Below are 15,361 nucleotides of genomic sequence, written 5' to 3'. Positions count from 1 at the left end.
GATGCCTCGACTGTAGCTACTCAGTCCGCCTCTTCCGCTTCCACGCGCTCCTGCTGCAGGCGGTCCTTGCTGCGCAGCAGGCGCAGCAGCGTCACCAATCCCAGGCCTCCGACCATGTTGGCGACGACGGTGTAACCGAACCAGGTGAGCCAGTCGAGGTACCCGAAGGGCGCGTGGCCGGTGAACATCGCCCCGAAGATCAACAGCGAGTCCAGGATCGAGTGAAACATCTGAAGGCCCGCGAGCAGGAACGCACCGGCGACGGCCGCGGCGATCTTGCCGACCATCGCGTCCGTGCCGTGCTGCATGCGCGTCATCAGCGTGATCGCCATGCCGCCCAGCACCGCGAGTGTGACCGTTTCCCCGGACAGGGGTGCGGTGGCGTAGTGCGTGGCCGCCTCGACGGTCGTGTCGTGCAACCGGGGGAAGGCGATCATGATCAACCACATGATGAGCCAGCCGCCGACCAGGTTGGCGGCCAGCGTCCCGCCCCACAGCTTGCACAGTTGGGCGATGCTGGCCCGTTTGGCCGCCACGGTGGTCACCGGAATCAGGAAGCCCTCGGTGAACAGCTCGCTGCGCCCCAACAGCAGAGCCAGGAAGCCGATCGAGAACGCCAGCCCGGCCAACAGTGGGCTGTCCGTGGCGGCCAGCACCGACAGGTAGGCCAGCACACCCATCGCGACCTCGGTGCCGCCGAAGAATCCGGTGACCAGCACTTCCCGCCAGCTCCGGTGCAGCCGTTGGGTGCCCTCGTCGACCATCCGGGTGAAGGCGTACTCGAGCTCGTCCTCGATGGGGCTGTCGGACTCGCCCAGCCGGCGGCGGTCGGCGTCGGCCATCCGTCCTCTTTCCCACGATCGCGAAGGACGGTCGACGTGGCCGTCGGGCTCAGGGATGCCCGGCGGCGGCGTCGTTCAAACGGGCTCTCACACCAGCTGGTCGCGGAAGGATCTGGCGGCCAGCATCAACTCCTCGACCCGCTTCTGGTCGGCTTGGTTCTCGAACACGCCGTCCTGCTTGAAATACGTTCCGACGACGGCCCCGTCGGCGATGTCGAGCTGCTTGGCCACGTTCTCGGCCCGCACCCCGGTGTTGACGAACACCGGCACGTCGCCGGCGGCCGACTTCACCACGCGCAGCGCCTCGGTGTCGGTCGGTGCACCGGCGGTGGCGCCCGAGACACAGATCGCGTCGGGCAGGGTGGCGAAGACGGTGGTGCGGGTGATCGACGCCAGGTCCCGCGCGGCGAGATAGGTGGCCGACTCCGGCACGATGTTGAACAGCAGCTTCACTCCCGTCCCGCCGACCCGGGTGCGGTGCCGGGCCACCTCACCGACGTTGGTGTCCCACAGGCCGAAATCGCTGGCATAGACCCCGGTGAAGATCTCCCTGACGAACTTCGCGCCGGTGGCCACGGCCAGATCGATGGAGGCACGCCCGTCCCACAGCACGTTGACGCCATAGGGCACGAACAGGTCGGGCAGCAGCTCGCCGATGATGCGGGCCATGGTGATCGCCGTGATGGGTTCGGTTTTGGTCAGATACGGCAGGCTGAACTCGTTGCTGATCATGACGCCGTCGACGCCTCCGGACTGCAGGGCGTCGAGTTCGGTCCGGGCCCGGTCGACGACGGCGGCGATACCGCCCGCGGTGTCGTAACCGGGGTCGCCGGGCAGCGCGCTGAGGTGCAGCATGGCGATGACGGGCTTGCGAACTCCGAAGACCTCGTCGAGCCAGGTGGTGGTCACTGAAGTGCCTTTCTTTTTGCGTTGAATACCAAGTCTTTTGCGGACCGGTCAGTCCATGTAGGCGCCGCCGTTGACGGCCAGCGCCTCGCCGGTGACAAAGCGTGCGTCCTCGGACAGCAGGAACGCCACCACCCGGGCGACATCGTCGGGTTGTTCGAGGCGCCCCAACGGCGTGTCGTCGATCATCATGGCGCGCACACCGTCGGGAGTGCTGCCGCGCAACTGCGCTTCCCACTCCAGTTCCCTTGTCTGCATCGGGGTTTCGACATATCCCGGGCACACGCAGTTGACGGTGATGCCGTGCTCACCGAGCTCGTAGGCCATCGCCTGGGTGAGGCCGACGACGCCGAACTTGGACGCCACGTAATCCGACAGGTAGGGCACCCGGCCCTGCTTTCCCGCCATCGACGCGGTGTTGACGATGCTGCCTGCCGTTCCGCTGCGCACCATGGCCCGAGCCGCGGCCTGCCCACACACGAACACGCCCTTGAGGTTGACGTCCATGGTCTGGTCGTAACGAGCCACCGGCGCGTCGAGGAACTTGTGCATGAACGAGATCCCGGCGTTGCTCACCCAGGCGTCCAGACCGAGCCGGTCGGCGATGCCGTCGGCCACGGTGGCCGCGTCTTCGGGCGCGCTGACATTGAGCACCGCCGATTCATGCCCGACATCCTGGTTGGGCAGGCCGGCGGCGACTTCCCGCGCGGCGTCACCGTTGATATCGGTGACCACGACACGCCAATCCCGGGCTGCGAGTGTGGTGGCGATGGCCCGTCCGATGCCCGATCCGGCACCGGTCACCACGACTGTCTTCGTCATAACGTGCTTGTTCCTCTTCCTTTACTTCTTCACCGACTTGCGCCGGTGAGGCGCAGCTGGGTCTGTGCGTCGAAAGCGTGTGCGCCACCGGGCCGGATCGTCAGCGCCACCGCTGCGCCCTCGGTGATACCGGTGAGCCGAGATGTCTCGACCACGCTGGTCAGCTCGGTATCGCGGGCGGAGATGGTGACGATGGCCCGCGGCCCGAGCAGTTCGATCAGGGCCACCGTGGCCGCACCGTCCGGCGCCGCAGTGGGGACCAGGTCGTCGGGGCGCACCCCGAGGATCAGCGGGCCGCGCGCGTCGATCCCGTCGACATCGAGGGCGATGCCGTTGGTCAGGGTGAAGGTGCGGCCGGTCAGCTCGCCGTCGAGCAGGTTCATCTTGGGACTGCCGACGAACGACGCCACGAAGGTGTCGGCGGGAGTGTTGTACACCTCGAGCGGGGTGCCCTGCTGGGCGATGCGGCCGTCGCGCAGCACCACCATGCGGTCGGACAGCGTCATCGCCTCCTCCTGATCGTGCGTCACGTACACGGAGGTGATGCCGAGCCTGCGTTGGATCTGCAGCAGTTCGGTACGGGTCTCGACGCGCAGTTTGGCGTCCAGGTTGGACAACGGTTCGTCGAACAGGAATACCGCGGGTTCGCGGATGATGGCCCGCCCGATCGCCACCCGCTGTTGCTGTCCGCCGCTGAGGTCTTTGGGCTTGCGGCCCAACAGCTTTCCCAGACCGAGGGATTCGGCCACCTCGTCGGCGCGGCGCAGCGCCTCGGCTCGCGGTGTCTTGGCCGCGCGCAGCGGGAAGGCGATGTTCTCCCGCACGGTCAGATGCGGGTACAGCGCGTAGTTCTGGAACACCATGGCCACGTCCCGGTCCCGGGGCTGCAGGTCGGTGACGTCCCGGTCACCGATGGTGATGGTGCCCGACGTGACCGATTCCAGGCCGGCGAGCATGCGCAGCGAAGTGGACTTGCCGCAACCGGACGGTCCGACCAGCACGGTGAAAGAGCCGTCGGGCAGTTCGAGATTCAGGTCCTCGACGATGGTGGTGGATCCGTAGGACTTGTTGACTCCGGAGAAGCGGACTGTAGCCATGACGCTGTGCTCACCAATCTTTAGAACTTGACCGCGCCGCCGCTGATGCCCTGCACGAGCCGGCGCTGGATGAAGAAGCTGGCGATGACGACGGGGACCACCGCGATGAGGATCGCCGCGCTCATCGAGCCGATCTGCACCCCGCGGAAGGTATTGAACCCGGCGATGGCCACCGGCAGGATGGCGGCCTTTCCTGGCGCCAGGATGAGGCCGTAGAACAGGTCGTTCCACGACAGGGTGAAACCGAAGATGGCGGCGGCGCCGATGCCCGGATACACCTGCGGTAGCACCACCATCCGGAAGGCCTGGAATCGGGTGAAGCCGTCGACCTGGGCCTGCTCCTCCAAGGAGCGCGGCACCGCCTCGAAGAAGCCGATGAGAAACCAGGTCACCACGGGCAGCACGAAACTCAGGTGCGCGAAGATGACGGGCACCACGGTGTCGTTGAGGCGCAGCGCGTAGGCCATGGTGAGGAACGGGAACACCAGGACCGCGGGCGGCAGCACCTGGGCTGCCAGCATGCCGAACCGGGTGGCGGTGCCGCCGGCCCGGAACCGCGCGATGGCGTAGGCGCCCATGCTGCCGACCACCACGCTGATGCCGACGGTGACGAGTGCGACCAGGGCGCTGCGTCCGGCCGCACCCAGGATGTCCGAGGACAGCACGGCACGCCAGCTGTCCAACACCGGGGTGAAGCTCAGCAGGAACGGATCATTGAGCTGCTGAGGTGTTTTCACGCTCGCCAGCGCGACCCACAGTATCGGGAACAGGACGGTGATCGCTGCGGCCCACAGCAGGGCCACCCGGCAGATCGTCAGCGCGAGAGAGTTCTTCATGACCGCCCCGCCTGGTCGGTGCGCGCCTTCTCCATGCGGCGGAAGGCGAACACGATCACCGTGAGCACCAGCAGCAGCACCACGAAGGCCATCGACGACGCCGAGCCCAGCCGGAAGAACTGGATTCCGGTTTGGTAGATGAAGTACTGCAGGGTCTCGGTTTCGGTGCCGGGTCCGCCGCGGGTGGTGGCGAAGACGTATTCGAACACCTTCATGGCGTCCAGCGACCGCAGCATGATGGCCACCACCAGAACCGGCGCCAGCAGCGGCAGGGTGACCCGGCGCAGCACATACCAGCCGTTGGCGCCGTCCACCCGGGCCGCCTCCAACGGTTGGCGGGGAATGGATTCCAGCCCGGCCAGCAGGAGCAGCACCATGAACGGCGTCCACTGCCAGACATCGATGAACGCCATGGTGAACAGGGCACGGCCGGGACCGAAGAAGTCGTAGTCGATCCCGATGACGCGCAACAGGTGCGGGATGGCGCCGAGTTGGTCGTTGAGCAGGAAGCGGAAGATCAGACCCACCGCGATGGGGGTGATGAACATCGGGGCCAGCAGCATGGAGCGGGTGAGATCGCGGGCCCAGCGCTGCTTTTGCAGGGCCAGCGCGATCGCCAGCCCGATGATCAGTTCCAGCCCGACGGCGACCAGCACGTACAACGCGGTGGTCCCGAACGCATGCCAGAACTCGCCGTCGCCGAAGGTGTCGACATAGTTCCTGGCGCCCACCAGTTTCGGCGTGCCGTGATCGGTGAGCTTGTAGCCGGTGACGCTGAGGTAGAAGGCGTAGGCCAACGGGAAACCGACCACCCCGACGAAAAGCGCAATCAGGGGGGCGACCATGCCGTGTTTGAACTGCATCATGGTCATTGCTCCTTTCGCGGGGTGGTCGGTTTCGGGGAAGCCAGCTGCGAGGGGTCAGCTAGCCTTGGATCTTCTCGGCGGCGGCCTGCGCGGCGGCCAATGCGTCGTCGACGCTCTTGGTGCCGGCGACGGCCTCGTTGAGCTCGGTGCCGACGGCCTGGATCATCTCCTCACCGCTCGGGCCCTGGCTCAGCGGAGCGGAATTCGCCAGCAGCTTCTCCACCGTCTGGTAGTAGTCCGCGCCGAACTTGCCGTTCAGGACGGCCGGGTCTTTCAGGGTGCTCTGCCGGATGGCGGCGCCGCCCTTCTCGGTGCGGGCGACATCGTGCGGCTTAGCCGTGATCCACGAGGCGAAGGCCCAGGCGGCGTCCGAGGCACCCGAGTTGGCCGGGATGGCCCAGCTCCACGAGCCCAGCACCTGCTTGCCGCCGGGAATGGTGGCCAGCTTGAACTTGCCAGCCGACGGGCCGGATCCGGGCTCGTTGACGGCCGGCAGCTGCCAGTTGTAGTTGATCATCGACGCGGACTGGCCGGCGGCCAGTGAGCGCTGCGCCTCGTCCATGCTCCAGTTCAGGCTGTTGGGCGGGGCGGCGTTCTTGTAGGTGTCGATGTAGGCCTGCAGCGCCCGCTTGGCCTCCGGGGTGTTGAGGGTGGGCTTGCCGTCGGCACCGTAGATGGAGCCGCCCGCGGCGAACAACCAGTTACCCCACTCCTCGAAGATCTTGTACCCGCGCTGCGGCTGCATCGCGATGCCGGCGCGGTCACCGGACTTGAGCGCCTTCGACACCGCGACCAGCTGGTCCAACGTGGTCGGCACCGTCTGCTTGGCCTGCGCCAGATCGTCGGTGTTGTACAGGTAGCCGAGCGCGTAGTTGTAGAACGGCACCCCGTAGCGGACGCCGTCGACGGTGGTGATGTCGGTGAGCGGCTTGAAGAAGTCGGCCGCGTCATAGTCCGAGGTGCTGTCGATGCGGGCGTCCAGTGGCTGCAGGAACTTCGCCTTGGCGAAGTCCACCATCCACGGGTTGTCCACCACGATCAGGTCATAGTTCGGGGTGCTGGACTGGAAGGAGGACACCAGCTTGTCGCGCATCTGGTCATAGGTCAGCTGCTCGATGTCGACCTTGATGTCCGGGTAGTCCTTGTTGAAGTCCGACACCATCGATTTCACGATGTCGCTGTCCGGCACGTTCTCCATCAGGATGCGTACGGTGCCCGACGTGTTCTTGGGTACCTCGCCCGTGCCGGTGGCCTGGGCTTGCTCGGGGCCGCCGCTGCCGGCACAGGCGCTCAGCAACAGTGCGACGACGGACACCAGGGCCGCGAGGGTGGCCAGCACGAACGGCCGCCTCCGCCCAGGTGTCGGGGTGGTGGTGATTTTCATTGCGGCACGGTTCCTTTCGTGATCATCGGGAGGTTCTGGCCATGCGGTGCGATATCGGCGCCATTGCCGCGCCGAGATCGCGCCAGATCGCATAGGCGGTGTCGTACACCGCCGCGCGAGCCGGATCGGGTACGTACGGCGGGTCCAGGGTGATGAACCGGGCGGCGTCGGACCAATCGTCGAGTGCGCCGATCCCGATGGCCGCGATCACCGCCGCGCCCAGCGACGCCCCCGGATGCCCACGCACCGGCAGCATCTCCAGACCGAGCACGTCGGCGTGAATCTGTTTCCACAGCGTGGATTTCGAGCCGCCGTTGGTGATCATCACCCGACGCAACGGAACCCCGATATCGGTGAAGACATCGACGTGGTGACGGAAGCCGAAGGCGATCGCCTCGAGCACCGACCGATACATGTCGGCCCTGGTATGTCCGAGGTGCAGGCCGGCGAACGTGCCGCGCAGATCGGGATCGTGCAGCGGGCTCTTCTCGCCGAGGAAGTACGGCAGGCACAGGATTTCGGCCGGGGCGCACCGGGCGGCCTCGTCGTCGAGCGTGGTGAGTTCGGCCCCGCCGACCAGCGTCTGGAACCAGCGGATCAGGCTGCCGCTGGTGGCCATACATCCGTTGGGCAACCAATGCCCCGGCACCGGGTGGGCGTCGAGGTACAGGCGTTCGTCGACCACCTGGGTGTCGCTGGCGACCAGGATGTCCCCGGCGCCACCGAGTTTGACCAACGCGTCGCCGGGCCGGTTCACACCGGCCGCATATGCGGAGAGCACGTGGTCGGCGCCGCCGACCACCAAGGGCGTGCCCGCCGGCAGACCGGTGAGTTCGGCGGCCTGCGAGCTGAGCTCACCGACCAGGGTCCCGGGGCGGTACACGGGCGCGAGGGTGCCCGGATCGAGCCCAGCGGCGGCGACCACGGCATCAGCCATCGATCCGTCGATGGTGAACAGCCCGGATTCCAGCGCCCAGTTCTGCTCGACGTGACACGGCGCCCCGAGTGCGGTGAGTACCCAGTCATAGGAGCCGACCCAGTGCGCGGTGCGGGCGTACACATCGGGTTCGTGCTCGCGCAGCCACACCGTGGTCGGGGCCACCGACTGCTGGGTGAGCGCCGATCCGGTGAGGGTCACCAGGTCGACTCCGGACAGCTCCGCCGCCAGCGCCGTCACCTCGTGGTGTGCTCGCGCGTCGTTCTGGAGGATGGCACGCCGCAACGGTTTTCCGGCCCGGTCCACCGGGACGACGGCGGGCACCATACCCGAGGTGGCGACGGCTCCGACGGCGTCGGCGGGAACCTCGGCCGATGCGAGGACCTCGCGGATGGATTCGACGACGTTGCGGTGCCACTGCGCGGTGTCGGCCTCGGCGATGCCCGGTCCGGTGGAATACAGGGCGGTCTCCCGCGCGGCGGTGGCGACGATGCCGTCGTCGGTGTGCAGCAGCACCGTCTTGGTGCCGGTGGTACCGATGTCGACGCCGATGGTGTAGCCACTCATGCCGCACCGCCTGCGACGCAGATGACCTCGACGCCCGCTACCCTGGCGGCGACCAGGGCGGGATGGTCGGGTTCGCCGTCGGTGACGATGACGCCGATATCGGCGAGTGCGGCGATGCTGACGAAGGTGACCCGGCCGAGCTTGCTCTTGTCGGCGGCGACGATGACCCGGTCGGCACGGCGGCTGGCCGAGCGCTTCACCCGGCTCTCACCGTGGTGGTAGTCCGAGATTCCGCGGTCGACGTCGATCCCGGCGACGCCCATGACGAAGGTGTCACAGTTGTAATTGGCCAACGTGTCCTCGGCGGTCGGCCCGATGAGGCTCAGTTCGCCGGGACGCACTTCCCCTCCGGTCAGCACGACGGTGGTGTCGGGCTCGTCGACGAGCTCCAGGGCGACCAGGATGCTCGGCGTGACGATCGTCAGGCCGAGCCGGCGACCACGCAGCGACCGGGCCACCGCCAGCGCGGTGCTGCCGGAGTCCAGGATCAGCGTCTCGCCATGGCTCACCAGGTCGGCGACCGCGTCGGCGATGTGGCGCTTCTCTTCGGCAGCGTCGGCCACCCGTGTCGCGAACGACGGCTCGGCGTCCTTGCCTTTGACGGCGATCGCGCCGCCCACCACGCGGCGCAGCACGCCGAGCGCTTCGAGGGCCTCGACGTCGCGCCGGATGGTCATCTCGGACACGTCGAATTCGGCGGCGAGTTCGGCGTAACCGACCTCGAACTCACTGCGCAGCCGCTGCTCGATGCGGTCACGGCGGGTCTTCGCGTCCACCGTCACGCCTCGCACCGATGTGTAAAATTCACATTAACGGTGGTCGTTGGTGGCCAGTGTGCAGCTGATTCGATCATTGCGTGTGAATGTATGACACCGCATGTGACTTGTCCACACATACGTGAGAATTTTTCTCACGCCGCTGTGACCGCTGGCGCGCAGCACCAACCCGCCCGTCGGCGGGATGGCCGGGGCTACTACTTACAGAGCTCCTCGACCGCCGCGTTCTGGGCGTCGGCGTCCTTGAGCCGGGCATCCTGGCCCGGGTCGCTCTTGGGAACCTGCGCCATGGCTGCGGCGCCGATGTCCATCAGGGTGTTACCGAACTTGCGGGCCGCGTCCGCGATGTCCGGCGGTGCCGCCGGCTCGATGCGGGCCAGTAGATACTGACCACCCCCGTACAGGGCCAGTCGGGCGTTGGCCGCCACCGCGAGCGCGCCGGAGACATCCGCATCGCCGCCGGGCGCCTGCAAGGCGCTGCTGTTGGCCACACCGGCCCGGACGAGTTCGAACGCTGCGCACAGCTTGGTCTTGGCGTCGTTCTTCTCGGCGTCGGAGAAGGTTGGTGTCGCAGCCTCGGCAGGAGCCGGGGCATCGGGCTGGGTGGGATTGCGCCACATCCACGCGGATGCGCCGAGTGTCGCGATGGCGACCAGCATCGCGATCGTGGCCAGCACCCCGGGTCCGAAATTCGAACCGGACTTGGCCTGCTCGGCGTCTGGCGCGGCATCCTCGGATACGTTCTCGCCTTCGGGCTCGTTCTCATCGGACACGTGCGCAAGGGTAACAATGGGCGCCGTCGCGGCCGGAGTGGTCGGCCCGGCCCGCCCGCCACATCGCGGCGACGCTCCGATCGGCTTCAAGCAAAGTCCGCACACCGCCGCGCCGGTTCGCCATTTCGACCCCGATCGCACCATTCTTTATGCGGCAGCCGACTCGACGGCCGCAGGGCCGGCCGAGAACCGTCGATCGCGGCGTGCCCGCACGCAGCGGGCGGCGGCAGCAATACTCACCACGCGGACCGGCTGGCCGGATGTTTGCACTGAGGCCGTGGGCCCGGCGAGCTCCGGCCGGCAGCGAACCCGTGGAAGCCAGATAGGAACCCCACCCGCGAAAGGTCGCTCTGGCCCCGGACGCGGGTACCGGCGCCAGCACCCGACAACCGGTCCCGGAACCAACTGCTGCCGTGCGGGCGCTCGCGCCGGGCAGGCCGCGCAACTGCCGCCCGCCCCTCGTGCACGGCGCTGAGCTGGTTGTTCGGCTGGGTGATCACCGTCGAGGACCGTCGCGCGCCGAGGGAACTCGGCCACCGTCTGCACGTGCGCCATCCGGCCGGAGGGCTCCCCCGAGCACGGCATGCACTCACGTCAGTCGCACGGCACACCACCATTTCGACCTGGGTGGTGCCGCCGCGAACCACTATGGCAAAAGTAAGAAACCTAAGAATAGTATTAGGAACCTCTGAGATTATCGCTCGCGTAAGGCGGTGCGACCTGCAGATCGCCCCGCAGCCGCCCACGGCGGGCGCGAATCGCGATACCGCGGCACGCCCGGGAAATATTGTCCAGAATGTAAATATCACGCCTGTCCGCCAATCGGCGGACGCTGCACCAAAATTTGCCAATGCGCAAGGTACCGAAGCGTTTCAATTGCGCTCGGCCGAGGCCATGCCCATGGTGGCTCCGAAAACTGTTGCACTACAAGACATTCCGCCACGAACATCGGAAATCTCGCCTGACGGCGCGAACCTCTCGGCGTGTCGCGCCGTTGCTTGCCATAACAAGGCTTATGGGTAACGTTTTGATAAATGGCGCACTCATTAGACCATTTGCTGGATCCGCCTACTTTCGGGTAACAAATCCCAGCTCAAAGCCTGTTTTTCTAAATTTTGCCGATTTGCTAGCAGGCCCGTAAGTTTTGGAGCAGTCTTCAGCCAGGTGCTCGGACCCCTCAACCGTCAGAACAGGAGTTACCGTGATGAACCATGCCCGGAGACCGATACGGCGCATTGCCATCCGGTCCACGATTGCGGTGGTTGCGATATCGCTATTCGCAGCAACCACAAGCCAATTCCTGTTGCCCACCATGCGGCACGCCTCGTACGAGGTGATCAACACCGCGACCATCGACGACTCCTCGACCACGATCGGTGTCGCGGAGTCGAACCTCTACAGCATGAGTAATGCCGACATCGACAAGACGTTGGACAAGATGCTGTCCATCGGCGTCACCAATGTCCGCATCGGCGTGTTCTGGCGGAGCGTCCAGCCGCTCAACTCCACCAGTTATGACTGGTCCAAGACGGATTACATCGTCAAGGCCGCCGCCGACCGCGGAATGGGCATCCTCGGCGTGCTCAACCAGACGCCGGCCTGGGCCGGCAACATCGCCAACGGTCACCCCGATCCCGACGCGTACGCCAAGTTCGCGTCCGCTGTCGCCCAGCGCTACGCAGGCAAGATCTCGGCGTACGAAATCTGGAACGAGCCGAACGCCATCTTCGAATGGAACCCGGTCGACGCGGCTTCCTACACGGAGATGCTGAAGAAGGCCTACACCGCCATCAAGGCGGTGGCCGCGACCACCAATCAGGACATCAAGGTCATCGGCGGAGTCGTAGGTGCGGGTCTGACCATCGGCAACCTGTCACTGGATCCGGTCAGCTTCATCACGCAGATGTACGCCAACGGGGCCAAGGGTTACTTCGATGCCCTGTCATTCCACCCGTACAACTACACCCTGATGTTCAGCCAGGGACCGGCCAATACCTGGCCCGGCACCTCGGCCTTGGCTCAGCTGCAAGCCATTCGGGCCCTGATGAACGTCAAGGGCGACTCCGATCTGAAGATCTGGATCAGTGAATACGGTCAGCCCACCATGACCGGAACGCCCGAGGATCAGGCGAAGCAGGCTCAGTACCTGGAGGACATGATCACGGCGTGGCAGAAGTTCCTCAACGGTGGTCCGATCTTCATCTACAACGCCAAGGACACCGGTCCGCAGGACAGCACCACCAAGGAAGACCACCTCGGGCTGTTCGACTACAACTGGAACGCCAAGGCAGCCGCCGACGTCATCCGGAAGCTGATCCTGCAGCTGACCGGAGCCACTCCCCCCACCACCACGCCGGGGACGCCAGCGGCCGGTCTGGGCGGCTTGGTGCAACAGCTCTTCACCGCCGTGGCCAGCGTGATGAGCAATATCGTCAACTTCGTGCCGATGGCGCTGTCGACGGTGGTGAATGTGGTCAAGAACCTGCTCGGCGGGATCTTCGGGGTCAAACCCACGACGAGCGCGGCGAGCGCGAAGCTCGCCGCGGCCGCCACCGGCCCGGTCACCACAGCCGTCACAGCGGATTCGGTCACCGCGAAGGACACCACCGTTGCCGACGCCGCACCGGAGGCGATCAAGCACAACGAGGCGACCACCGAGACGGCTACCGAAACGAACACGGAGACAAAGGTTTCCGAGGTCACGGCCAAGGATGAGACGGCCACCGAGACGGCCACGGACGAGACGGCGACCGAGACGACGGCCGGTACCGAGGTCACCGTCACGGAACCGGCGGTCACCGAACCGACCACCGATCCCGCGCCGGCCACGGTGTCTGGTCCGAAGACTGATCCGAAGTCCGAAACGAAGACCGACACGGTCCCTGCCAGCACGTCCGACACGAAGACGGACACGGTGTCCGGTACCACGTCCGATCCCAAGACCGACACGACGCCCAAGACGGATACCAAGGCTGATTCGAAGGCTGATTCGAAGGCTGATTCGAAGGCTGATTCGAAGGCTGATTCGAAGGCAGAGTCGAAGCCCGCCTCGGACAAGTCCGACGCGTCGACAACGAAAACGGACAACACCACCGGCGACAAGGTGACCCGGCCCGGCGCGAAGTCGGCAACCAGCCCGAGTGGGGTCAAGCCCGTGAAGCCGAAGGCGGGGGTCAAGGGTAAGCGCGACAGCAAGCCGAAAGCGCCCGAAGCCACCTCCGGCACCCCGGCTGCGACATCGGAGGGACGATCGAGCGCCACCGCCGGCGCGTCGACTGGCACCGGAACGTCGGAATAACCCAACCGCACGACTATTCGCCCCCGAATGCCACGGCATTCGGGGGCGAAAGTCTAGTGAGCGGCTTCGAAAGCCTCGAGGACCTCGGCCTTGATACGGCCGCGATCAGACACCTCGTACCCGTTCTTCCTTGCCCACTTACGGATCGCCGCAAGCTGTTCCTTTGATCCGCTGGCGCTACCGCTACCGTTGGCAGAAATAGATTTCACTGTCCGGCGCGAGCGCCCGCCACGAACCTTTACCGCCGCATCGATATACGGTTTCAGTGCTTTGTCCAGCTTGGCGATGTTGCCGGCAGTCAGATCGATCTGGTATTCGACGCCGCGCAGCGAGAACTCGACACGCTCCCCGCCGCCATGCGGAATCTCGGAACCATCCAAGTCGTCAATTAGTTGGCGGACGACACGTTCGGCCATGGAAAATACCCCATCTGTTGGATTGCCATTGCAGGCTACCAGCGGGTACACAGTGCTTCACATGTCAACTACCGGCGCACACATGATTCACGGCGAACACATAGCGATTCCGCGGAGTCGGACCACGCCGAACGGCAAAATCGACGCAGGCTCATATCGGAACCCACAGCTGCGGATATCGACACCCCAGACGGCCGGCGAACCGTCGTTTTCCGCCGGCGACTTTCACACCGACTACTCGGGGCCGGTCACCCCATGGGCATATCGGGCACCGCGGTGTTACAGCGATCCCGGAAATCAGCGGCGGGCTGCCGGACGGCCCTCAGCTCGTCGCTCACTTGTGGATTCGCGTCGAAGTACGCCTTGATGGCCGTGCGCATATCTTCCCTCGTCTTACCCTTGAGTCCGGTGAAGAAGGCATTCACGTCCGGGTGCGTAAACAGATAGGCAGATGTCCCCGCTGATACACCCGACATCACGCCGGCCAGATCTGCGGCCGTGCAGTTCGGCGGATCGGCGGCAGCGGTGGCAGAACTTCCCACCATCAGTGCACCGGCTACCAGACCGGCGCCAATCAGACTACGAACAACCATGGTGTAAAACTCCTTTGCGGTTCGAACTGCGCACAGCACCGATCGGCTTTATCTAACGACGCGGCCCGATTCCCCCCGGCCGGCCGGGAAGGCCGGGTCGACCGATGTCAATTCCCGGGTCCCAAATAACGTCCATATCCCAGTCATCGTCGCAATACCAGGGGTCTGCGCAATACGAGGGATAAACCACCGACGGTGGAGTCGGCCCACCTCCCCGGACATCACCTTGTGCGCAGACCGTCGCGTAACCAGCACTGGTGCAGTCGGCTGCCGCTGTGGGTGCGCCCAGTACACCGGCGCCGCCGAGGGCCAAGGGCATAACTCCCGCGATGAGGAAACGTTGTTGTATTCGCACGACGATCCTCCTTGTGTTCACGACCCGGGGGTCGATATCAGCAGAGGATAGGCCGATGTGCGATTCGCGAAATCGTATTGACCATTTTCGTGCGTCAGGTATTGGGGCCACGGCGACTCAGCACCATCCTCCCCCGACTGGATGTTGCGATTTCACATATGAATACAGCTAATTAGCCGATGTCGGGAAGGGGTTTTCGGCACATGGCACGGGCCTCGTCGGCAGGCAAGCCGAAGACTCGCAACAGGTTTTCGGTGGCCAGATCGGCGGTGGCGCCATCGTCGCGATCGGGATGATCCCTGACGAGGATGCCGACACCCATCAACACGCCGCCGGCGATCGCCAAGGCAAGCTCGGGATCCTCGATGGTGAAACGGCCGGCCTCGATGCCGGCGATCAGATCGCGGCGGGCCCGCGGGGCTACGCCACGGTCGGAATTGATCAACGACGGACCGTTGTTCAGCAGGATCTGGGCCTCCTGGGGGCGGCTGCGGAACAGTCGACCCGTCAATCGAAAGCTGCACGCGAAGGTTTCGGCGGGATCGTCGATCGCGGCGGTCAACTCGTCGAGAAGTGCGCCGTGCGCATCGAGGGTGTCGACGACCGCGGCATCGAACAGTTCCTCCTTGCTGGTGAAGTGGTTGTAGAACGAGCCCATCCCCACATCGGCCGCCTGGGTGATCTCCAGAATCGGCACGTTGAGCTTGCCCTCGGCAATGAACGCCTGCGCCGCTTTGATCAGCGCCGCGCGGGTCCGTTGCTTGCGCCGCTCGACTCGATTGACGGACGGCGCATCGTCGACGGTCATGAGGCTCCTTCCCGGTATCCGGTGGGCGCCATCATATGCCCCTGCCTCAGGACTGAGGAATTCGTCAGCATCCTTGACTGATAGT

At 65.5% G+C, this 15,361-nt stretch carries 15 protein-coding genes; 1 reads left to right on the top strand and 14 read right to left on the bottom strand.

What is annotated here, in order from left to right; translation table 11 throughout:
* Positions 1–20 precede the first annotated feature (20 nt).
* From SBI67_RS20170 to SBI67_RS20125, 10 genes are all read right to left on the bottom strand, one after another.
* Complete coding sequence (locus SBI67_RS20170) at positions 21–842, bottom strand: formate/nitrite transporter family protein (RefSeq protein ID WP_318982265.1); 822 nt, start codon at positions 840–842, stop codon at positions 21–23.
* Between the two features lie 87 nt (positions 843–929).
* Positions 930–1,751, bottom strand: a complete 822-nt coding sequence (locus tag SBI67_RS20165; RefSeq protein WP_318982264.1) for a BtpA/SgcQ family protein — start codon at positions 1,749–1,751, stop codon at positions 930–932.
* Between the two features lie 48 nt (positions 1,752–1,799).
* Complete coding sequence (locus tag SBI67_RS20160) at positions 1,800–2,570, bottom strand: SDR family NAD(P)-dependent oxidoreductase (RefSeq protein ID WP_318982263.1); 771 nt, start codon at positions 2,568–2,570, stop codon at positions 1,800–1,802.
* A 29-nt stretch (positions 2,571–2,599) separates the two neighbouring features.
* Complete coding sequence (locus SBI67_RS20155) at positions 2,600–3,667, bottom strand: ABC transporter ATP-binding protein (protein ID WP_318982262.1); 1,068 nt, start codon at positions 3,665–3,667, stop codon at positions 2,600–2,602.
* Positions 3,668–3,687: 20 nt separating this feature from the next.
* Positions 3,688–4,503: a carbohydrate ABC transporter permease gene (locus tag SBI67_RS20150; protein WP_318982261.1), complete on the bottom strand. Its 816-nt coding sequence runs from the start codon at positions 4,501–4,503 to the stop codon at positions 3,688–3,690.
* Complete coding sequence (locus SBI67_RS20145) at positions 4,500–5,366, bottom strand: carbohydrate ABC transporter permease (protein WP_318982590.1); 867 nt, start codon at positions 5,364–5,366, stop codon at positions 4,500–4,502. The genes SBI67_RS20150 and SBI67_RS20145 overlap by 4 nt, the downstream gene beginning before the upstream one ends.
* A gap of 61 nt (positions 5,367–5,427) precedes the next feature.
* On the bottom strand, positions 5,428–6,753 hold the full coding sequence (locus SBI67_RS20140; RefSeq protein WP_318982260.1) for an ABC transporter substrate-binding protein: 1,326 nt from the start codon (positions 6,751–6,753) through the stop codon (positions 5,428–5,430).
* Positions 6,754–6,775: 22 nt separating this feature from the next.
* Positions 6,776–8,257 (bottom strand): FGGY-family carbohydrate kinase, encoded by a 1,482-nt coding sequence (locus SBI67_RS20135; RefSeq protein WP_318982259.1) that lies wholly within the window; start codon positions 8,255–8,257, stop codon positions 6,776–6,778.
* A complete protein-coding gene (locus tag SBI67_RS20130) occupies positions 8,254–9,039 on the bottom strand; it encodes a DeoR/GlpR family DNA-binding transcription regulator (protein ID WP_318982258.1) in 786 nt (261 codons plus the stop codon). The genes SBI67_RS20135 and SBI67_RS20130 overlap by 4 nt, the downstream gene beginning before the upstream one ends.
* 191 nt (positions 9,040–9,230) lie before the next feature.
* A complete protein-coding gene (locus SBI67_RS20125) occupies positions 9,231–9,806 on the bottom strand; it encodes a hypothetical protein (RefSeq protein ID WP_318982257.1) in 576 nt (191 codons plus the stop codon).
* 1,312 nt (positions 9,807–11,118) lie between these two features.
* Here SBI67_RS20125 and SBI67_RS20120 point away from each other — a divergent pair.
* Entirely contained in the window at positions 11,119–13,104 is a 1,986-nt protein-coding gene (locus SBI67_RS20120; RefSeq protein WP_318982256.1) for a cellulase family glycosylhydrolase, read from the top strand.
* A 53-nt stretch (positions 13,105–13,157) separates the two neighbouring features.
* On the opposite strand, the gene SBI67_RS20115 is transcribed toward SBI67_RS20120, so the two are convergent.
* The 4 genes from SBI67_RS20115 to SBI67_RS20100 form a co-directional block, all read right to left on the bottom strand.
* Positions 13,158–13,520, bottom strand: a complete 363-nt coding sequence (locus SBI67_RS20115) for a histone-like nucleoid-structuring protein Lsr2 (RefSeq protein ID WP_318982255.1) — start codon at positions 13,518–13,520, stop codon at positions 13,158–13,160.
* Positions 13,521–13,768: 248 nt separating this feature from the next.
* Entirely contained in the window at positions 13,769–14,113 is a 345-nt protein-coding gene (locus SBI67_RS20110) for a heme-binding protein (protein WP_318982589.1), read from the bottom strand.
* A gap of 52 nt (positions 14,114–14,165) precedes the next feature.
* Complete coding sequence (locus SBI67_RS20105; RefSeq protein ID WP_413232544.1) at positions 14,166–14,432, bottom strand: hypothetical protein; 267 nt, start codon at positions 14,430–14,432, stop codon at positions 14,166–14,168.
* Positions 14,433–14,640: 208 nt separating this feature from the next.
* A complete protein-coding gene (locus tag SBI67_RS20100; RefSeq protein ID WP_318982253.1) occupies positions 14,641–15,276 on the bottom strand; it encodes a TetR/AcrR family transcriptional regulator in 636 nt (211 codons plus the stop codon).
* Between the last annotated feature and the right edge of the window lie 85 nt (positions 15,277–15,361).

This window comes from Mycolicibacterium chengduense (assembly GCF_033741155.1).
Taxonomy (GTDB): domain Bacteria; phylum Actinomycetota; class Actinomycetes; order Mycobacteriales; family Mycobacteriaceae; genus Mycobacterium.
This window is presented reverse-complemented; position numbering and strand designations above follow the sequence as displayed.